We start from the raw sequence: 20,096 nt of genomic DNA on the forward strand, positions 1-20,096 counted from the left end.
GTACTGGCGGCTGCCAATGAAGTGCAAGCCGGCGGGCTGACCTTCTCCGGGCTGGATGCCGTTGATGGCGGCAATGGTGCGGACACCCTGGATGCGACCGCCACCGGCAGCGCCACCCTCGGCACCGGGGATTTCGCCCTAACCGCCGGCGGTATCGATTTCTCGAACATCCTGGCGGTGACCACCGCAACCCTGAACGCCAATGGTGCCGGCAGCAGTTTTGTGCTGAACAGTAATGGCTCGGTTACTGCAAACGGAATGGCTTTCTCCCAGGTGAGCCGTGTTAATGGTGGCGCGGGGCAGGACTCCGTGTCCGGTGGAAACGATTGGGCAAGAAATGCGGGTGGGTTTTCGAATACTGATAATGCAGATATTGCCTTCGTCGGAATCGAGGATTTCGCGACAAACAACGGCGCGCTGACCGATAACCTGGGCGGCGCTGCATTTGTATTGGGCACCGATAACAGTGTCACCCTGGACGGTGCGGTATTTACCGGTTTGAGCCGCGTAATTGCCGATGGCGCGGGCGACCTTGATGCCAGTAGCTATAGCAATGGCCTGTCTTTGACGGGCGATGAGGGTGCGCTGGCTGCATCCGGCCTAACCTTCAGCGGTTTAAGCACGGTGCGCGTCCCGACCCTGATCGGCAGCGACTCTGCGGATCGCCTGGTAGTCGTCGACAATGCAAGTATCAGCGCGAGATCGATGGTCATTAGCGGTGTTTCCACCGTGGAATCCGGGGGGGCGGCGAATGTTGCTGTAGGGCAGAGCGGGGTTGACTGGCTGCTCACCGATTCATCCAGTGCGGAAAACAACGGCATCTCCTTTTCCGGATTCAGTCAGCTGGAAGCCGTTTCTGCAGGACTTGTCGGCACTGCGGGCGACGACGTGTTTGTTGTCGCAAGCGGTCAGCGCGGCGGTACGCAATTAATTTCCGTCGGTGACATGACGTTTGCCAACCTCACATTCCTGGATGCCGGAGGTGAGGTCAGCGGTGATCAGCTGTGGGCGGGAAATTTTGATGGGCTTGAACTGACCGGGGCAGAGAAAGAGCTGCTGGCTGGTTCGCTGTCAATTCGCGGTATAGAAACGGTAGACGTTGAAAGTCTGGCGGGTTCTTCCAGCTCCGATGTATTTACGGTGACTGCAGACAACGCCATTTTCGCTTCCGGTATGGATATCGTCGGCTTGCAGAATGTGAGCGGCCAGGGTGGTGACGATACTATTTCGGCGGTCGGGTTTACCGCAACGGAAATGCCAAATGGCGATACCAGTGTTGCCGGTATCCTGTTTTCCGACGTAGACCTGATCAGTGGGGTGCTTTACCAGGGCAGTGGCGGCGATGACAAGGTGTGGCTCTCTGCTGACGGCAGCATCAGCTACGGCGGTAAGGTTCTCGTCGATATTCTCGGGTTTGATGCCGGTGGTGGTGATGACATTATCTATGGTGCAGATGGCCTGGACTGGTTTCTGGAAAGCGATAACAGTGTCACCAGCAATGGTTTTTTACTGGTTAATTTTGAGCGGATCGAGGTTGCCGGCGCCGGACTTTATGGCACTGACGGTATAGACAACTTTGCACTTGACGCTGCGGGAATTGTATCCATCGGGGACATGTCGTTCAGCGGTTTGTCGTTTGTTGACGGTCTGGCCGGCAGCGACACAATTGATGCGAGTGGATTCTCTGATGGGCTGGCATTGAGCAATACCTCCGGGCTTCTTACCGCCGGGTCGTTGCAGATCCTCGGCGTCGAAGATGCAATGGCCGGGCTGGTTATTGGTACCGCCAGTGCCGAACAATTCAGCCTGAGTGACACCGGTGAGCTGAGTGTCGGTGGTTTTGACTTTTCCGGCGTTGAGCGGGTACAGGGCGGTGGTGGCAATGATCAGCTGGCAAGCGGTTTTGACGATGCCTGGTCGCTGTCTGCGGTCGCTGGAAGCTTCGCTCACGGCGGTGTGACCTTTAATGGATTCACCAATGTATCTGGCGGAAACGGACTGCTCACAGGGCACACCGGAGGTCACCAGTTCGCGGTAGCGGGGGACAACCGGGTTAGGGTCGGCACGACCGAGTTTTCCGGAATTACAGGTGTCGATGCAAACGGGGGCGACGATGGCGTTACTGCGGCAGCGCAGGTTTCCCTAAGTGGCAGCACCGGGGGCTTTAGCACCAGTGGTATTGCGTTTAGCGGCATTGATCGGGTAACCGCGGCGTCCGTCGTTGGCAGCGCTTTGGCGGATATATTCAATATGACCGGCAGTGGCGCTTTCTCGGTAGCGGGTATTGATTTCTCCGGTGTGAGCGACGTTACCGGGGGCGCAGGCAGCGAGAATGATCAGGTGGTCTCCCGTGCGGGAATAGACTACACGCTGAGTGCAGACGACAGCGTATTTCACGATGGCATAACCTTCTCTGGGATCGAGGCCTTTGAGGGAGCGGGTGCGCGGCTGTCGGTAGCCGGGCAGGATTCAGCGCGTATTACCGCGAGTGGCAGTGTCGCCTCGGGGCTTTCGGTGTTCACAGGTGTCGAATCTATGGCATTCGAAGACCAGGCCACACAATTGGAAGCCTTAAATGGCGTCACTGTAAATGGTAGCGGTGCTGTGACCAGTGGTGGCATTGCGGTAACCGGCGTCACATCGGTTGCGAACACGGGTGCGCTGACGGCAACGCGCAATGACGATGAGCTTACCGTTACGGGCCGCAATGGGATTGCGCTGGCTGAAATGCAGTTTGAGGGGGTGAGCTCTGTCGCCGCAGGTGTCGGCAATGACACTGTTCTGGGGCTGGCGGGGAATGACTGGCAGCTGGGCACAGCGAGCGGCGCTCTCGACCACGCCGGAATTGCCTTTACCGGGCTCGAGAATGCTGCCGGCGGCAGTGGCGTCGTGCGCGGAAGCAGTACAGACACAGAGTATTCCCTGCTCGCCAGCGGCGCGCTCAATGCAGGCGGTATTCGCTTTGACGCGGTGAATTCTGTCGTCGGTGGTTCCGGCGTTGATACCGTGCGCACGGCGAGTGGTTTGCAGTGGGTGCTGGGCGATACCAGCGGCACTGCCAGCGCACAAAACGTCGCCTTCAGCGGTATCGATCAAATCGCCACTGCGTCGGCACGAATTGATGCCGCCGCGAATACCGGGGCAGAGACGTTCTCCCTGGCCGCCGACACGGCGCAAGTGTCCGTCATGGGCCTTTTGTTTGAAGATGTAGCGGAAGTCGCGGCAGGTGGTGAGAGTGGCGACACCGTCGTCAGCAGCGCGAACCTCTGGCAGCTCGCCGGGGCAAGTGGCCAGGTCGCGGCAAATGGCGTGACCTTTACCGGGATAAACCGCGTGACCACCGAGGGTGCGGGACTGGCTGGCAGCGGCGCTGATGAGAATTTCTCGCTCACCGGCACAGTGGGAGAGGTGCTTGCGGGTGGCATCGAATTCTCAGGTGTCGATCGTGTGGATGGCAATGGCGGTTCGGATCGCCTGACGGCCACCAGCACCGGCGAGGAGTTTGTCCTGGGCGCTGATGGCAGTGTTGGTGTCGCGGGAGTTGAATTCAGCGGAATTTCCCGGGTGGACAGCGCCGGCGGTGAGGACGTCGTCCGCGGCGAGACAGCCAGCTGGACCTCTGTAGTTTCCGGTGGTGCGTTGCAGAATGGTGCGGCGGTTGCCGAACTGGAATCGGTCAGTGTGCTGTTTGAAAATCTCGAGCGGGTAGCGAATACCGGCCACTACACCGGCACCGCGCTGGATACGGAATATTTCCTGCAGGGACAAAACCGTATCCAGATCGGGGGCGTTACGTTTGATGGGCTGCAGACGCTGGCTGCGGGTGCTGGCAATGATACCCTGTACAGCGACGACGCTGACCTGAACTGGACACTGGGGAGTTCCGGTGGGCGCCTCGATGGCTCTGGCGGGAGCCTGGATTTCTCTGGCTTTGAAAATATTGTGGCTGGCGCTGGAGCCGATCGCTTCACGCTGGAAGGTGGGGCGCTCACGTCGCTCGATACCGGCGCCGGTAACGATGTTGTTTCGCTGCGCGGTACCCTGTTGGATCAACTGGTGCTGGGGAGCGGCAATGACGAGGTTACCGTGTTGTCAGGAAGTCAGCCTACCGCCATCGACGGTGGAAGCGGGGATGACAGGTTCGACCTGCAGCTGGCCGGACAGACGTGGCGGGTAAACGGCGGCGTAAACGCATTCAACCAGGCCGGCGAATATCGCTTCAAAGGTTTTGAATCCCTCGCCGACAGCACCGGTGGATTACACCTCGCTACCAGTCAGCAGCTGGCATTTTCAGTTTCGGATACCGGCGCGGCGGTGAGCTTCCCGGCGGCGGGAATGGTTCTCGGTTATGACCCGAGTGGTGACCTGGTTCTGGAGAGCAGTAATACGGCAACCGTAACCGGTACCCTGGGCGCTAGTAATGCGGATCTGACGCTGGCTGGTGACCTGGATATCAATTCCGCAGTGGATACGCTTTCTGTCCATACCAGTGGCGGCAACATCAATGTTGCCGTGATTGCGGAAAAAGACCTGATCCTGGGGCAGATTGACGCGGGCAACGGTGGCAGTGTGCAGTTGCTCAGTGCGGGTGTCGGCAAGCTGACAGCCGGAGCGCTGAGCGGCAAGGGCCGGGATAATCAACACATTATTGCGGGCCAAATTGGCCTGGGTACTGAGACACAACCCTGGGGCGATGTGGGTACCACCTACATCCCGCTCGGCCTGTACGCTACCGAGTCCGCCAATCTGTATGCGATTACCTATTACGATCCGTTTATCCTCGGTGGCGGTATATTTGCTGGCTTTGGTGATCGCCTGGAGTCCGTTGCCGGTGCGCAAACGGCACAGGGCCTCAGGTCTACGGTTCAGTCTCCCGCGGATGATATCGCCCAGCTCGACCCTGCGATTTTCACGGAGGTGAGCCCTTACAGTCTCAGTGTGGAAGCGCTGAACTCTCCGGAGCTGCGGTTACTTGCCGGGGAGCTGGTGCCGGTTGATGAGCGCGAGAAGAAGCGCCGCAAAGACAAGGGGGCGCCGGTTGCCAACGGTGGTAAGTAGGTATTGCCGCTCGCGGCCGCAGTGGCGGTCGCGGGCAGGGCGCTGAGCCAGAAATAAAAAAGGCCGACTCGCGAGAGTCGGCCTTTTTGCAGATATGGTGCCCAGGAGAAGACTTGAACTTCCACGACCGTAAGGCCACTAGCACCTGAAGCTAGCGCGTCTACCAATTCCGCCACCTGGGCAAAGCGGTTTGCACCGCTGAGGTGCGCACTATAGTGGTTTTTTTCGGGGTGTCAAATGTTCGTTGTGACTGAAAAGACATGTATTTTGTAGTTTTGTTACAAAAAATTGGCCGGGGGCATCTAACTCGCGGCTGAAATATGTAAAATGGTGCAAAGTTCCAAAAGGGAGATGCAGTCCGTGGATCAGGATCAAAATGCCCCGTTGCGGGAAGATGTGCGCTTATTGGGCGAAGAACTTGGCAAAGTTCTGCGAGAGCAGGCGGGGATGCCGCTTTTTGAAACCGTTGAGACCATCCGTCAGGCGGCGGTTGAGAGTCGCAGTCATGGCGAAATGCCGGTAGCCAGACTACGGGAGCTGCTGGATCCGCTGGATGACAAGACATTGCTGGAGGTTGCCAGGGCGTTCAGCCAGTTTCTGAATCTTGCCAATATTGCCGAGTTGCGCCATCGCGAGCGCCTGCGTCGTCGGCATGAACGTTTCCCCGGTGACCCCGATACCGATCGCGGCTTGCGTCAGGTGCTCGCTGAGTTGAAAGCGGCCAATGTCGCTCCCGAAACTGTCCGCGAGGTATTGGAAGATCTTTCGGTAGAGCTGGTGCTCACCGCCCACCCTACAGAAGTTACCCGCCGCACCCTGATCCGCAAATACGACCAGATTGCGAACCTGCTTACCGATCTGGATCGCCCGGACCGCACCCCGGAAGAGCTGGAGCACCTGCGGCGCTTGCTGCGGGAGCAAATCCTGTCGGCCTGGAGCACGGATGAAATCCGGCGCGAGCGCCCGACCCCGGTCGACGAGGCCAAGTGGGGCTTCGCCACCATCGAGCAGTCGCTGTGGCAGGCGGTGCCCAAAGGCATGCGGGATATCGAGGACGAGCTTGCGCTCGCTGGCCTGGGGCCGCTGCCGGCAGACTGGGTGCCGATCCGCTTCGCATCGTGGATGGGTGGGGATCGCGACGGCAATCCCAACGTGACGGCCAGGGTTACCCGCGAGGTGTTGCTGCTGGCGCGCTGGATGGCGGCGGATCTGTACTTGCGGGACGTGGAAAACCTGCTTGCCGACCTCTCGATGCATCGCGCAAGCGAGGAGCTGCTGGCGCGCACCGGGCCGAGTAGCGAGCCATACCGTTTGCTGCTGCGGGAAGTCCGGGATCGGCTGCGCACGACCCGGGAACAGATGGAGGCGCGCGTGTCCGGTGGGTTGGAACCGCAGGGTGAGGGTTACACCAGTGGTCGTGAGTTGTATGAGGAGCTGGCGCTGATTGATCGCTCCCTGCGTCATGTGGGCCTCGCCGCGATTGCCGATGGTCAGCTCAAGGACACAATGCGCCGGCTGAACTGCTTCGGGATTACCCTGCTGCGTCTCGATATCCGCCAGGAGTCCACCCGTCATATGGAGGCGGTGGACGCGATCACCCGCTTCCTCGATCTCGGCAGCTACGCCGAGTGGGGCGAGTCGGTGAAGCAGAAATTCCTGCAGGCCGAGCTGCAGAGCCGCCGGCCACTCATCAATGGTGCCTTCTATCGCAGTGAGTACTGCACCGAAGAGGTGCGCGAGGTGCTGGAAACCTGCAAGGTGATTGCCGAGCAGGGGCAGGAGGGCCTGGGTGCCTACGTGATTTCCATGGCGCGCCGGCCCTCCGATGTGCTCGCCGTGATGCTGTTGCAGAAGGTTGCCGGCGTGACCCAGCCGATGCGCGTTGTGCCACTGTTCGAGACGCTGGACGATCTCGACAATGCACCGGGCACCATGAGCGCGCTGCTTGACCTGCCGTTCTATCGCGAGCGCGTGCGCGCAGGGCAGGAGGTCATGATCGGCTATTCCGATTCGGCCAAGGATGCGGGCTTCCTGGGGGCTGCCTGGGCGCAGTTCCGTGCGCAGGAGCAGCTCACCGCCATTTGCCGCGAGCACGGTATCCCCCTGACACTGTTCCACGGTCGCGGCGGTTCGATTTCCCGTGGAGGATCGCCCACCCGCATGGCGCTGCTGTCACAGCCGCCGGGGTCGGTTGCCGGTCGAATCCGGGTAACCGAGCAGGGTGAGATGATTCGCTTCAAGTACGGGCGGCCGTCCGTGGCTGCGTACAATCTGGAGCAGTATGTTGCCGCCACTCTGGAGGCAACCCTGCTGCCGCCGGCCGAGCCGCGGCCGGAGTGGCGCGAACAGATGGATCGCCTGACCGATGTGTCTGTGCAGGCCTACCGAGAGGTTGTGAGTGAGGATCCGGCGCTGGTGTCCTACCTGCGCACGGTTACCCCGGAAACCGAGCTGAGTCGTCTCGCATTGGGCAGCCGCCCGGCGCGGCGCAAGCCGGGAGGTGGCGTTGAAACGCTGCGTGCGATTCCGTGGGTGTTTGCCTGGACGCAAATGCGCCTGATGCTGCCGGCCTGGCTGGGCACTGGCGCGGCACTGGAAACCGGCCTGGAGGGTGCGCCGGAGACCCTGCGCAGCATGAGTGACGAGTGGCCCTTCTTCCAGACTGTGGTGGATATGCTGGAGATGGTGTTGGCGAAGTCCGATACCCGGGTCGCGTCCTGGTATGAGGAGCGCCTGACCGATGATCCTGAGCTGCAGCGCCTGGGGGTTGAGTTGCGCAGCCGTCTGGCGCGGACGGTCAATGCCCTCAGTCGGCTGACCGGGCGCGAGAGCCTGCTGGATAACAACCCGGTGATGCGCTGGTCCATCCGTGTGCGCGATCCCTACACCGATCCGCTGCATCTGCTGCAGGCGGAATTGATGGATCGCCTGCGCCATCGGGAGGAGGATCCGGTGCTGGAGAGTGCGCTGATGGTAACTATCGCGGGGATTGCCGCGGGTATGCGCAATACCGGCTGATGGTACCGCTGGGGCGCCCGGCTTCGCGAATGCGGGGGTGGGCGCTCGCTGGCTGGGATTTAGTTGGGCTTGCGCTGATTCTCGGGATCTGAAAAGAAAAAAGGCCGACTCTCGCGAGTCGGCCTTTTTTGCGGATATGGTGCCCAGGAGAAGACTTGAACTTCCACGACCGTAAGGCCACTAGCACCTGAAGCTAGCGCGTCTACCAATTCCGCCACCTGGGCAATTCAACGGTGTGCTCCGTTGAGGACGCGCACTATATTGAGTTGGGTTACGGGTGTCAACGCTTTTTGTGAAAATTTATGCCGTGGGCGCGGATCCAGTGGCGGCGGCGCAGCGGAGGGCTGGAACCGCAAGTGAAAACTGGTCGGGAATCGGGGCGCAAATCGCTTATACTGCCGGCAATGTGCAACATTGCGGGTAGCGGTAGCTGCCCTGGCATTCGCCGATTCTGGTTGTACCTACTCATACCACTGCGCCGGGTGCATGCCGGAGCCGCGCCTGTTGCGCGGTCACTCGCAGAACAATGGAAGCTGTTTTGAATCAAGACAAACCAAATTCTCCCTCCCAGGCTGAGGTTCATGCCGATCCCCATGCCGAGCGCGAGGCAGAAAAATACGAAAAACCCATCCCCAGCCGTGAATTCCTGCTCGACCTGCTGGAGCAGCAGTCGGGCCCGGTTGCGTGGGAAGCGGTTGCAGACCTGCTAAGCCTGGAAGATGAAGACCGCCGCGAAGGCGTGCGTCGCCGCCTGATTGCCATGTCCCGCGACGGCCAGATCGCGAGCAATCGCGCCGGTGATTTTGGCGTGCTCGACAAAATGAGCCTGGTGCGCGGCCATGTGATAGGCCACCGCGACGGCTTTGGCTTCGTCTCCCCGGGCGATGGCAGTGACGACCTGTTCCTGTCCCACCGCCAGATGCGCAAGGTGTTCGATGGTGATGAAGTGCTGGTGCGCGAGACCCCGGGAGGTTTTCGCGGCAAGCGCGAGGGCGCGATCGTGCGCGTCATCAAGCACAACACCCACCAGCTGGCCGGGCGCCTGTACCGCGAGGATGGTGTGTGCTTTGTGCGCCCGGACAATCCCCGCCTGACCCTGGATGTGCTGGTGGCCGAAGGCAAGTGCGGCGAGGCAAAAAGCGGCCAGTATGTGGTGGTGGATATCACCACGCAGCCCGGTCGCAACAACCTTCCCCAGGGCGAGGTGGCCGAGATCCTCGGCGATCACCTGGCACCGGGGATGGAGATCGACGTCGCCATCCGCAATTATGGAATCCCCCATGTGTGGCCGGCCGCAGTGCAGGCGCAGGTGGCCGGTATCGCCGACGAGGTGTTGGAAGAGGACAAAAAGGCCCGCATCGACCTGCGCCAGTTGCCCCTGGTCACCATTGACGGCGAGGATGCGCGGGATTTTGACGATGCGGTATTTTGCGAGCTGCTGCCCAATGGCAACTGGAAGCTGCTGGTCGCGATCGCGGATGTCTCCCACTACGTGGCAGTGGGGACGGCGCTGGATGTGGAGGCGCACCAGCGCGGCAACTCGGTGTATTTCCCCGACTTTGTCGTGCCGATGCTGCCGGAAAAGCTTTCCAATGGCCTCTGCTCCCTGAACCCGGAAGTGGATCGCCTGTGCATGGTGTGTGAAATGCACATCGACGAGTCCGGGGATATCCTGAGCTACCAGTTTTTCGAAGGGCTGATGCGCAGCCATGCGCGCTTTACCTACACCCAGGTAGGACAGATCGTCGACGAGCGTGACAATCGCGACAGTGGCCTGCGCAAGCAGTTTGCAGCGCTGACCCCGCACCTCGACAACCTGCACGACCTCTACCGGGCCCTGCGGGCGGCGCGGGACAGGCGCGGCGCGATTGATTTCGAAACCACCGAAACCCGTATCATTTTCGACGAAGCCCGCAAGATCGAGCGCATTGTGCCGGTGGTGCGCAATGATGCGCACAAGATGATCGAAGAGTGCATGCTGGCGGCCAACGTGTGCGCGGCACAGCTGATGGAGCTGGCCGAGCTGCCGGCGCTGTATCGCGTGCACGATACGCCCAAGGAAGAGCGACTGGAAAACCTGCGCGCCTACCTGGGCGAGCTGGGTCTGCGGCTGGAGGGCGGCAGTCAACCGCAGCCGAGTGATTACCAGGCCCTGCTGGGGCAGGTGGAAGGGCGGCCGGATTTCCACATCATCCAGACCATGTTGCTGCGCTCGATGAACCAGGCGGTGTACCAGCCGGAAAACCGCGGCCATTTCGGCCTCGATTACCGCGCCTACGCCCATTTCACGTCGCCGATCCGCCGCTACCCGGACCTGCTGCTGCACCGCGGACTGCGCTGGCTGATCCGCAACGGCAGCGCGAACCCTGCGCCGGTGGCGAAGAAAGTGCGCCAGGCTGCGGGTGCCCACGCCATCGAGCGCGAAGACATCCTGCCCTACAGCACCGCGGCCATGGTGGAGCTGGGCGAGCACTGCTCCATGACCGAGCGCCGCGCCGATGACGCTACCCGCGATGTGGTCAGCTGGCTGAAGTGTGAGTACCTGCAGGATCACGTGGGCGAGGTGTATCGCGGCGTGATCAGCGCGGTTACTGGCTTTGGCCTGTTTGTGGAGTTGGATGACCTGTATGTGGAGGGGCTGATTCACGTCACCGCGCTGCCCAAGGATTACTACCATTTTGAGCAGGCGCACCAGCGCCTGATCGGCGAGCGCAGCGGTGCGCGCTACCACCTGGGCGATTCGGTGACCGTGCAGGTTGCGCGCGTCGACCTGGAGGAGCGCAAGGTGGATTTTTCCTTCGTGGAATTGCACCCGCGTCCCTCGTACAAGAACCCGAAGTACCGCAAACCGAAAGCGGAGAAGTCACAGTCCAAGGCCGCGGGGCGGTACGCCGCCGATGCCGAGCCCCCGGAGTTACCAGTGCAGAAAGCGCAGAAGAAAGCGGCGACCAAGTCCGGCGCCGAATCCACCAGTGTCAGCGGCCGCGCGATGGAGATGGCCGTGGAGTTCCAGCAGGAGCGCCAGCGTCGCGGCAAGTCTGATTTCAGTGCCGGTGCCGGCAAGCCCAGCCCCTGGGGGGGAATCAAGGGCAAGGCCGCAGCCAGCGATGCGGGCGCAGAAGAAGCCCCGCGGCCGATTCGCAAGCGCAGGGTAGGCAGCAGCGAAGCAGAAGTCGTGCCGCCGGCCAGTGCCTGGGGGCAGTCTGCGGATGGCGGCGACGCTGAGCCTGGTGAGCGCGATGCGGCCCCCGGCGGCGAGCCGCCGTTCAAGAAGCGCGGGCCAAAACGCACCCCGACGCGCAAGGGGGGCAAGCGTCCCGCGGTAGCTGCGCGCAAGGCGGCGCACAAAGCCGCCAAGGCGGCCGTTGGTAAAAAAGCGGCGCAGAAGAAGGCAAACAAGAAGCTTGCCAAAAAGAAACCCGGAAAGAAGAAGTAACAAGTGGCACAGGAACTGGTATACGGCCTGCACGCAGTGCAGGCATTGCTGAAAAGCGCTCCGCAGCAGGTGCAGGAATTACTGCTGTTGCGCGGGCGCCGGGATCAGAAACTGCAAAAGATCATTCGCCAGGCGGAGCAGAACGACATTGCGATTCGCTTTGTCGAGCGCCGGGTGCTGGATGAAAAGGTGGGCGACGATGGGAATCATCAGGGGGCGCTGGCAATCTGTGCCAGTGCGACCAAGGTGTATGACGAGCAGTTTCTCAAATCCCTGCTGCAGGATCTGGACAGCCGCAGTGAGGCCCCTTTCCTGCTGATCCTGGATGGCGTCACGGATCCGCATAACCTCGGCGCCTGCCTGCGGTCTGCAGAGGCGGCCGGAGTGCACGCCGTGATAGCGCCCAAGGACAATGCGGCAGGTTTGACCCCCACGGCCAGAAAGGTGGCGTGTGGTGCCGCTGAGGTACTGCCGTTCATCACCGTGACCAATCTCGCGAGAACCCTGCAGATGTTGCAGCAGGCGGGCGTGTGGATATATGGCGCCGCCGGCGAGGCGGAGCAGGATATCTACCAGACCCAGCTTACCGGGCCGCTGGCGCTGGTAATGGGGGCAGAGGGTCCGGGGCTGCGCCGGTTGACCCGGGAGAACTGTGATCACCTGATCAAAATCCCCATGGCCGGCGAGGTCAGCAGTCTGAACGTGTCGGTAGCGACGGGTGTGTGCCTGTTTGAGGCCGTACGCCAGCGGGTGCGCTAACAGGGCGATCGGGGCGAATAATCGGCAGGTAAAAAAATGGGGGCCAAAGCCCCCATTTGTTTGCATCCAGATTGTTTTTCTTAGGTCCAGTCAGTTCTCGTTTTTATTGTTGTCTCTGTTTTTATTGTTATTTTTTGTTGTTGTGTTTCCGGTCTTTTAACCTGCCGGTTTGCCGTAAAGCTGGTTTGCTGGGCGATACATCACCCAGGAGGTCAGAATGTATTTGTCTTCGGATACCGGCACATTGCCCCGGTGCGTATGGGTGAAGGCGCACGGGGATAACAGCAGGCGGCCGCGTCGCGGCTTGACCTTGGTACCCTGGTAGAAAAACTCGGTTTCCCCGCCTTCCTCCACATCGTTCAGGTACAGCAGCCAGAACAGTACCCGGTGCAGGGATTTTTGCTCGGGATCCCGCGGATGTGGATAGTGCTCCGAGTGCCAATGGTGATAGCCGCCGCTGCCTTTCAGGTAGTGCTGCATATTGATGCCATCGAAGCGGTAGAAGCTGGCCACCAGCTGCTTGAGCAGTTGCTCGTCCAGGTCGGCGATATCCTCTGCCGCCAGCGCGCGCACTCCGTTACCGGATGCGTCGCGAATGCTCGGGGAAACAGCCCCGGTGAGCAGGTGCGGGTAGCGCCGGCAATACGCGGTAAGCGCTTCGTAAACCACGCCGTTTATATCTCGGCACACATCCCGCCAGGGTTCGAGTGTGGAGAGGTAAAGATCAGAGCTTTCCTTCTTCGTGGTATCCACGCCGGCACCGGTGCGGCCGGCGGTCTTGTTCGGGGATTCCTGAAAGCGCTGGATCAAGCGGTCGCAATAATCGGCCGCTACCGCGTCGTCGAACTGCACGATCATCGGATCCATGGTCTTTCCCCTCGCAACATCTTGAGTCTGCCCATCTTTGACTCATCTTTGAAGAATTAGACGAAGCGTGGGGACAAGCCCTCAATCGACTGAGGGAAATTATCGCGACTGCGGCTCAGTCGTCGGTCATCCAGGTTTCCACGATATCCAGTACCGGTGCCGGATTCTTGATCCAGCTGAGGTGAGGGTTGCCCTTGTGATAGGTGGGGGGGATCCGGCGAACTTCGCCACTCACCAGCTCCGCCAGCCGCTGGGTGGCGTTGCGGGGTGCGAACGGGTCGCCGTCGATGCACAGGTGCAGCGACCGGCGGGGCAGCACCGCCGCCCGGGGGATGTGCGTTTCCGGCACGAAGCGCCCGCGGATGATGCCCTTGCCCCAGTCGCGCATCAGGGTTGCCGCCTCGCGGCCGCCGAAGCGCAATTGTTTGCCCGGGAAATATCCCAGTACCCGGGTGCTGGCGAGCGCCGCCAGCGCTGCGCCTATGACCGCCGCGCGCTTGAAACCCCGCCAGCTGCGGCTGTCCAGATGGCCCGCGGCGACACTCACCACGTGCGCATTGCCGGTAAGCCCGGCGCGCGCGGCCAGGGTGACCGTCTGCCCACCGATGCTGTGGCCCAGAATCAGGCTCGGCTCACCCCCGAACTCGGTGCGCAGTGCACGCAGCAGGAGGGGAATCCACTCGAATACCAGGTCACTGTAGCCGTAGTCGGCCTGCCGTCCCGGCTGGGGGTGGCTGTCTCCGGTGCCCGGCAGCTCCGCAATGGCGGTGTGGTAGCCCCGCTCTGCCAGCGTGGCCAGCAATAGCCGGTATTTGGACGCGGGGACGCCCAGTGCGGGCAGTACCAGCGCCAGCGGGTGGTCGCCGGGCAGCCGGTGTACGGTCAGCGGGATGTGGAAACGGCCGAGCTGTAAAGCCCGGATATGCTGGCCTGATGCAGCGGCAGCTGCGGCGACTGGGGTGGCAGTGGTCATGGCGCTCTGGCGTGAATAAAACTGAAGCACCCAATATAGTCATGCTGCCGGCGCTGGCCATGACCGGAACGTCCCGCTGGATGGCCCTTGCCTGCCAGGACACATCCAATCGATCAACTTGCAACCAGTTGGCAGGGCGCATAGAATACGCCGCCCGCAATAGGCCTGAGGTCTTTAGTAGATCTGTTGCGCCCGTTGCACTCCTTGCCTCACCGGATACCCCGGGAGGCTGTTTAACCCGTAAGGAGCAAAAATGCGTCATTACGAAATTGTATTCCTGGTTCACCCGGACCAGAGCGAGCAGGTTGCTGGCATGGTCGAGCGTTACACTTCGACCATCAAAGAGAGCGGTGGCAACGTTCACCGTCTGGAAGACTGGGGCCGTCGCCGTCTGGCTTACCCGATCAACAAAATCCACAAAGCTCACTACATTCTGATGAATGTCGAGTGTACTGAAGAAGCACTGGCGGAACTGACCACCAACTTCAAGTACAACGATGCGGTGCTGCGTAACCTGGTGATCCGCGAAGACGAAGCGATCACCGAAGAAAGCCCGATCATGAAGGCAGAGAAGGAGTCTCGCGAGCGCAAGGCTGCTCGTGCCGAGCGTTCTGAGCGCCGTGAGCGCGCCGAGCGTGACGAAGACGATTCCTCCGACGGCGCTGATGATGATGCGTCCTCCGATGAATCCGAAGACGAAGAGTAAGGGGATAATCTGATGGCACGTTTTTTCCGTCGTCGTAAGTTCTGCCGTTTCACCGCTGAAGGTGTAAAGCGTATCGACTATAAAGATCTCGATACTCTGAAAGCCTACATCTCTGAAACTGGCAAAATCGTACCGAGCCGTATCACTGGCACCAAAGCCAAGTATCAGCGTCAGCTGGCCACCGCGGTCAAGCGCGCGCGTTACATTGCGCTGCTGCCGTACACGGACAGCCACGAAGCCTAAGCCCCGTTGCTTAGTCGCTTCACAAGAGAAGAAGCTATCTAATGCGCGCTATCGCTGAGTTTTCCATGCGGTCGCGCGTGCGTGCGGTGCTCCTCACCATGGTGGGGATTCCGCTGATCAGCCCTGCGGTGCTTGCACTGGTGGGGTTGCGCCGCGGCAGCAGTGACGGCCTGTTTGTTCTGGCCTGGGCAGTGCTGCCGGTGGTGGCCGCCGCGGGCGCCGGCTATATGTCGCCGCTGATGTCCGGGCTGGCAATCACCCACTTCGTGGGGGTGCTGGCCGGTGCACTGGTGTTGCGCGCCACGCGAGCCTGGAGCTGGGCGCTGATTGCGCTGGCAGTTGCCACCTCGCTGGGGATTCTGCTGACTTCGCAGATTTCCGGCGGGATACTCAGCAGTCTGCTGGAAGCCGCAAGCGAGGCCACAGCAGGTGCTGACAGCGAGCAGCTCAGCCGGGTTTTCAACAGCGAGGCCCAGGCCACGGGATACCTGAGTTGGGTTTCCGTGATCAGCGCCACCCTGGCCCTGGTGCTGGGGCGCTGGTGGCAGGCCATGCTGTACAACCCGGGTGGATTGCAGCAGGAAATACACAACCTGCGCATGCCTCTGCCGATTGCGGCTGTTGGTATGCTGCTGTGGATTTTCTGCCTGGTCAGCGAACACTATGTATTCTGGGGCGCGGTTGTCGCTTTCCCGATGCTGGTGGCAGGTATTGGCCTGATCCACTGGATGGTGGCCCAGAAAGGCTGGGGGCGCGGTCCGTTGATCGCCCTCTATGTGATGCTGGTTATCGCGGCGCTGCCGCTGGCCGGTTTCCTGTGTGGCCTCGCACTGATAGATAGCTGGATAGATATTCGCGCGCGGACGGGCAACAAAGCCTGATCGCCGCAACAGAACTGAAACTGAGGGTTCCGAGATGGAAGTTATTCTGCTCGACAAAGTAGGCAAACTGGGCAACGTGGGTGACCGCGTTGACGTTAAGGCCGGCTTCGGTCGCAACTACCTGCTGCCTACTGGCAAAGCCATTCTGGCCAACGCAGCGAACATCGCTGAGTTCGAAGCCAAGCGCGCTGAACTGGAAGCGGCTGCTGCTGCCAAGCTGAGCGAAGCGACTGCTCGCGCTGAGAAGCTGGCTGAAGTGGTTGTTACCATCACCGCCAACGCTGGCGACGAAGGCAAGCTGTTCGGCTCCATCGGCACGCGTGACATCGCTGAAGCGATCACCGCTGCTGGCGTTGAAGTAGCCAAAGCTGAAGTTAAGCTGCCGGAAGGCGCTCTGCGCGAAGTTGGTGAGTTCGACGTGGACGTGCAGCTGCACTCCGACGTGATCGCCGCTGTTAAAGTTGTGATTGCTGCCGAGTAAGGCCGCGCTGCAACTCGCGTTTGTCTGGCAAGTCTGAGTCTTTCGTACCCATTGCCGGACGAGCCGCGCTACAATCGGGCGCTGGATTCCTGAGTGAATTCAGCGCCTGATTTGTTTCTGAGCCCGGTAAATTTTGCGACATGAACGATTACGCTGTGCCTGACGACGACCTACAGGAAGCCGCAACCAGCTCGCCGCTGCCACATTCCGTGGAAGGGGAGCAATCGGTTCTCGGCGGCCTGATGCTGGACGCCAGCCGCCTGGACGCGGTGGCGGAACAGTTGAGTGAAGGCGATTTCTTTGTTGCCGCGCACCGCACCATCTTCGCGGTGATGCTGGAACTTGCCAACGAAGAGCAGCCGCTGGATATCGTTACGCTGGCGGAGGCACTGGCCCGCCGCGAACTGCTCGCGGACATCGGTGGCCCGGCCTACCTGGCCGAACTGGCGGAAAACACGCCATCGGCGGCCAATATCGTTGCCTACGCCAAGATCGTGCGCGAGCGCTCCATGCTGCGCCAGTTGATCGCGGCTGCGGGCGAAATCAGTCGCACCAGTTTCAATCCCGGCGGCCTGGGCTCGCTGGATCTGCTGCAGATGGCCGAGCGCCGCGTGGCAGAAATCGCCGAGGGGCGCGCCAAAGAAGGCGGCTTCGTCGGTGTCGATACCCTGCTGAAAAAGACCGTCGAGCGCATCGACGAGTTATTCAAATCCGAAGGTGACATCACCGGCCTCAGCACCGGCCTGCAGGAGCTGGATGAGCGTACGTCCGGCTGGCAGCCAGGCGAGCTGATCATCCTCGCCGCCCGACCCTCCATGGGCAAGACTGCTTTGGCACTGAACTTCATCGAAGCGGCCATGCTGTCCCAGGAAAAACCCACCCTGATCTTCAGTATGGAGATGCCTTCCGACAGCCTGGTGATGCGTATGCTGTCGTCCATTGGCCGTATCGACCAGGGTCGCATCCGTAACGGCAAGCTGCAGGAAGAGGACTGGCCGAAGCTCTCCAGCGCCGTGCAGAAGATGAAAGGCAAGGGGCTGTATATCGACGATACCCCGGGCCTGTCGCCCAGCGAAGTGCGGGCGCGGGTCAAGCGCACGGTGCGCGACCACACCAACAAGCTGATGCAGGCCGATCCGAAGCTGTCGCGGGAAGAAGCCGAGCGCCGTGCAATGCCGGCCATGGTAATGGTGGACTACCTGCAGCTGATGCAGGTGAAGGGCAGTACCGAGGGGCGCACCCAGGAAATTTCGGAAATTTCGCGCTCCTTGAAGGGACTGGCGAAAGAATACGAGTGCCCGGTAATTGCCCTGTCGCAGCTGAACCGCGGGGTGGAACAGCGTCCCAACAAGCGCCCGATGAACTCGGATCTGCGTGAATCCGGGGCGATCGAGCAGGATGCGGACGTGATCCTGTTTATCTATCGCGACGAGTATTACAACGAGGACAGCCCGGACAAGGGTATGGCGGAGTTGATCATCGGCAAGCAGCGTAACGGTGAAATCGGTACCTGTCGCGCCGCCTTTGTGGGCAAGTACACCCGCTTCGACAACCTGGCGCCTGAGTACTACCAGGGCGATTGATCACCCGCATACAGCGGATAAAAAAAGCCCCGACGTTGGGGGGAGCATCGGGGCGAGAGAAGCTTAGGGGGTTTGAGAGGAGCTACTAAGTTCTGCTTACTTTGAGGCCCGTTGCGAACCAGGGTTCCGCCCGAGTGTGTAAGGAAGGGTAAATCTCGCGCCTGTCTCGGTGGTCACCAACCCGGTGGCGCCTGCCCCGTCCCCCGTGCCGCATCCCTCATGTCGCGCTGCCTGCCAAACTGTGTCCCGTCGCCTGATCCCGTACTCGCTTTTCTATTCCCCCTCCCGCTCGATATCACAACAGTGGCTGGCCGGTGCCGGCCCGCCGCTGGTGAGTATCGCCTGGGTGACCGGGTTGGGACGGAATGTGGTACAGCCCTTGAGGCCCAGGGTGAACGCTTCGCGATAGAGGGATTCGAACTCGGAGAAGGGGTAGTGCTCCGGGATGTTGACGGTCTTTGAGATGGCATTGTCCACATAGGGCTGCAGCGCTGCCTGCATGCGCAGGTGGGCCAGTGGAGACAGCTGCTGTGCAGAAACAAATGCCGCAGGCAGTTGCTGCGGGTCACCTCCACGGGTACACCAGACCCGGTAAACCGGATCCACAATCTCGAATTCGCGGTAGTTGCCGTTTGCTGTCAGTACCCGGCGCCGGTGGCGGAAATCAAACACCGGTTCCACGCCACTGGAAATGCCATTGGCCAGCAGACTGATGGTGCCTGTCGGCGCGATTGCGGTCAGGTGGCTGTTGCGAATACCGTGCTCGGCAATCCCCTTGCGCAGCGCCTCCGGCAGTGCGCGTATATCAATACCCTGTAAATAGGCGCCGCGGGAAAAATGCGCAAAGGCGCCTTTCTCCGCGGCCAGTTCAATCGAGGCCTGGCAGGCGGCGTCGCGCACTGTCTGCATGACCCGTGCGGCGAGCGCCCGGGCCGCCTCGCTGTCATAGTGCAGGCCCAGTGCGATCAGGGCATCGGCGAGGCCGGTGATGCCGATGCCGATGCGGCGGCTGCCTTGGGCCTGCTTCTTTTGCGCCGGCAGCGGGTAGCGGGAGAGATCAATCACGTTGTCGAGCATACGCACGCCAACTGCGCTACAGGCCGCGATACCGGCCCAGTCCAGTTCGGCGCGCTCGGTGAGGGGTGCCTGCACGAAGCGCATCAGGTTGACCGAGCCCAGGTTGCAGGCCCCGTAAGCGGGCAGAGGGATTTCGCCGCAGGGGTTGGTGGCGCTGATCTGTTCGCGGTAGTAGAGGTTGTTGTGCGTGTTGATGCGATCACTGAAGAGCACACCGGGTTCGGCACAGTCGTAGGTGGCGCGCATGATCTTGCGCCACAGATCCCGTGCGCGGATACGTTTCAGCACGCGGCAGGGCTGGGGTGTCGTGGCACCGCTCCAGATGCACGCGACCTGCTCGCTGCCGTGGCCATCAAGCATCCGCTCGGGGAACACCAGCGGCCAGTCCTCGTCCCGCTCTATGGCCACCATAAAGCGGTCGCTGACCAGTACCGACAGGTTGAAGTGGCGCAGCTCCCGCGGATCGCGTTTGGCGTCCACAAAGCGCTCAATATCCGGGTGGTCGCAACGCAGTGTCGCCATCATCGCGCCGCGCCTGCTACCCGTGGATAGCAGTGTCGCGCAGGTGGCGTCCCAGATGCGCATGAAGGATACCGGGCCGGAAGCAATGGTACCGGTATGTTGTGCCTGGCTGCCGGCGGGGCGGAGGGTGGAGAAATCGCAGCCGATGCCGCCCCCCTGTTGCATGGTCAGCGCGGACTCCTTGAGGCGTTCAAAAATTGCCGCCATGGAGTCATCGATCGTGCCCATCACGAAGCAGTTGAACAGGGTGACGCGGTGATCCGTGCCGGCACCGGCAAGGATGCGTCCCCCGGGCAGGAATTGGAAATCCACCAGGTTGCGGAAAAAACGCAGTGCCCAGCGCCCGCGATCGCGCGCCTCGATACCGGCGAGCGCACGCGCCACACGCCGCCAGCTGTCTTCCATCGATGCCTCGCAGAACTGGTCACCCTTGTGGTAGCGGTACTTGGCTTCCCAGATAAAACGCGAGATCTCGCTATCAAAGCTGCTCAT

The 20,096-nt window shown here is 61.2% G+C and carries 12 protein-coding genes and 2 tRNA genes; 9 read left to right on the plus strand and 5 right to left on the minus strand.

What is annotated here, in order from left to right; genetic code table 11:
* Window positions 1-5,058: beta strand repeat-containing protein (locus tag ACNKU7_RS13185; protein ID WP_418297454.1), on the plus strand; the 5,058-nt coding region annotated here is incomplete at its 5' end.
* Between the two features lie 95 nt (window positions 5,059-5,153).
* On the opposite strand, the gene ACNKU7_RS13190 is transcribed toward ACNKU7_RS13185, so the two are convergent.
* Window positions 5,154-5,240: transfer RNA gene (locus ACNKU7_RS13190), tRNA-Leu, on the minus strand.
* 169 nt (window positions 5,241-5,409) lie between these two features.
* On the opposite strand from ACNKU7_RS13190, the gene ppc reads away from it, so the two are divergent.
* Complete coding sequence (gene ppc, locus ACNKU7_RS13195) at window positions 5,410-8,076, plus strand: phosphoenolpyruvate carboxylase (RefSeq protein WP_418297455.1); 2,667 nt, start codon at window positions 5,410-5,412, stop codon at window positions 8,074-8,076.
* Between the two features lie 137 nt (window positions 8,077-8,213).
* Here ppc and ACNKU7_RS13200 read toward each other — a convergent pair.
* Window positions 8,214-8,300 (minus strand) — tRNA-Leu (locus tag ACNKU7_RS13200).
* 302 nt (window positions 8,301-8,602) lie between these two features.
* On the opposite strand from ACNKU7_RS13200, the gene rnr reads away from it, so the two are divergent.
* Window positions 8,603-11,512: a ribonuclease R gene (gene rnr / locus ACNKU7_RS13205; RefSeq protein WP_418297456.1), complete on the plus strand. Its 2,910-nt coding sequence runs from the start codon at window positions 8,603-8,605 to the stop codon at window positions 11,510-11,512.
* Window positions 11,513-11,515: 3 nt separating this feature from the next.
* A complete protein-coding gene (gene rlmB / locus ACNKU7_RS13210) occupies window positions 11,516-12,271 on the plus strand; it encodes a 23S rRNA (guanosine(2251)-2'-O)-methyltransferase RlmB (RefSeq protein ID WP_418297457.1) in 756 nt (251 codons plus the stop codon).
* 156 nt (window positions 12,272-12,427) lie between these two features.
* Here the strand turns inward: rlmB and ACNKU7_RS13215 are convergent, their stop codons facing one another.
* Both ACNKU7_RS13215 and ACNKU7_RS13220 read right to left on the minus strand, forming a co-directional pair.
* Window positions 12,428-13,138, minus strand: coding sequence for a 2OG-Fe(II) oxygenase (locus ACNKU7_RS13215; RefSeq protein WP_418297458.1), 711 nt, complete (start codon window positions 13,136-13,138; stop codon window positions 12,428-12,430).
* A 115-nt stretch (window positions 13,139-13,253) separates the two neighbouring features.
* Window positions 13,254-14,111 (minus strand): alpha/beta fold hydrolase, encoded by an 858-nt coding sequence (locus ACNKU7_RS13220; RefSeq protein ID WP_418297459.1) that lies wholly within the window; start codon window positions 14,109-14,111, stop codon window positions 13,254-13,256.
* 253 nt (window positions 14,112-14,364) lie between these two features.
* Here ACNKU7_RS13220 and rpsF point away from each other — a divergent pair, with 253 nt between their 5' ends.
* The 5 genes from rpsF to dnaB all read left to right on the plus strand — a co-directional run bounded on the left by rpsF (window position 14,365) and on the right by dnaB (window position 18,005).
* A complete protein-coding gene (rpsF, locus tag ACNKU7_RS13225; protein ID WP_418297460.1) occupies window positions 14,365-14,817 on the plus strand; it encodes a 30S ribosomal protein S6 in 453 nt (150 codons plus the stop codon).
* Between the two features lie 12 nt (window positions 14,818-14,829).
* A complete protein-coding gene (gene rpsR, locus ACNKU7_RS13230; protein WP_226665363.1) occupies window positions 14,830-15,060 on the plus strand; it encodes a 30S ribosomal protein S18 in 231 nt (76 codons plus the stop codon).
* 41 nt (window positions 15,061-15,101) lie between these two features.
* Window positions 15,102-15,941 (plus strand): YybS family protein, encoded by an 840-nt coding sequence (locus ACNKU7_RS13235; protein ID WP_418297461.1) that lies wholly within the window; start codon window positions 15,102-15,104, stop codon window positions 15,939-15,941.
* A 34-nt stretch (window positions 15,942-15,975) separates the two neighbouring features.
* Complete coding sequence (gene rplI / locus ACNKU7_RS13240) at window positions 15,976-16,422, plus strand: 50S ribosomal protein L9 (RefSeq protein ID WP_418297462.1); 447 nt, start codon at window positions 15,976-15,978, stop codon at window positions 16,420-16,422.
* 140 nt (window positions 16,423-16,562) lie between these two features.
* Window positions 16,563-18,005: a replicative DNA helicase gene (gene dnaB / locus ACNKU7_RS13245; protein ID WP_418297463.1), complete on the plus strand. Its 1,443-nt coding sequence runs from the start codon at window positions 16,563-16,565 to the stop codon at window positions 18,003-18,005.
* 273 nt (window positions 18,006-18,278) lie between these two features.
* Here the strand turns inward: dnaB and ACNKU7_RS13250 are convergent, their stop codons facing one another.
* Window positions 18,279-20,096 carry an adenosylcobalamin-dependent ribonucleoside-diphosphate reductase gene (locus tag ACNKU7_RS13250; RefSeq protein WP_418297464.1) on the minus strand — a complete coding sequence of 606 codons (1,818 nt, stop codon included), beginning with the start codon at window positions 20,094-20,096 and terminating at the stop codon, window positions 18,279-18,281.

The sequence above is a fragment of the Microbulbifer weihaiensis genome (assembly GCF_048323715.1).
Lineage (GTDB): Bacteria > Pseudomonadota > Gammaproteobacteria > Pseudomonadales > Cellvibrionaceae > Microbulbifer.

Excerpts from the sequence above, each read along its gene's own strand:
- ppc (WP_418297455.1), top strand. The coding sequence starts at position 5,410 with ATGCAGTCCGTGGATCAGGATCAAAATGCCCCGTTGCGGGAAGATGTG.
- rnr (WP_418297456.1), top strand. The coding sequence starts at position 8,603 with ATGGAAGCTGTTTTGAATCAAGACAAACCAAATTCTCCCTCCCAGGCT.
- ACNKU7_RS13215 (WP_418297458.1), bottom strand. The coding sequence starts at position 13,138 with ATGGATCCGATGATCGTGCAGTTCGACGACGCGGTAGCGGCCGATTAT.
- ACNKU7_RS13220 (WP_418297459.1), bottom strand. The coding sequence starts at position 14,111 with ATGACCACTGCCACCCCAGTCGCCGCAGCTGCCGCTGCATCAGGCCAG.
- rpsF (WP_418297460.1), top strand. The coding sequence starts at position 14,365 with ATGCGTCATTACGAAATTGTATTCCTGGTTCACCCGGACCAGAGCGAG.
- rpsR (WP_226665363.1), top strand. The coding sequence starts at position 14,830 with ATGGCACGTTTTTTCCGTCGTCGTAAGTTCTGCCGTTTCACCGCTGAA.
- ACNKU7_RS13235 (WP_418297461.1), top strand. The coding sequence starts at position 15,102 with ATGCGCGCTATCGCTGAGTTTTCCATGCGGTCGCGCGTGCGTGCGGTG.
- rplI (WP_418297462.1), top strand. The coding sequence starts at position 15,976 with ATGGAAGTTATTCTGCTCGACAAAGTAGGCAAACTGGGCAACGTGGGT.
- dnaB (WP_418297463.1), top strand. The coding sequence starts at position 16,563 with ATGAACGATTACGCTGTGCCTGACGACGACCTACAGGAAGCCGCAACC.
- ACNKU7_RS13250 (WP_418297464.1), bottom strand. The coding sequence starts at position 20,096 with ATGAGCAGCTTTGATAGCGAGATCTCGCGTTTTATCTGGGAAGCCAAG.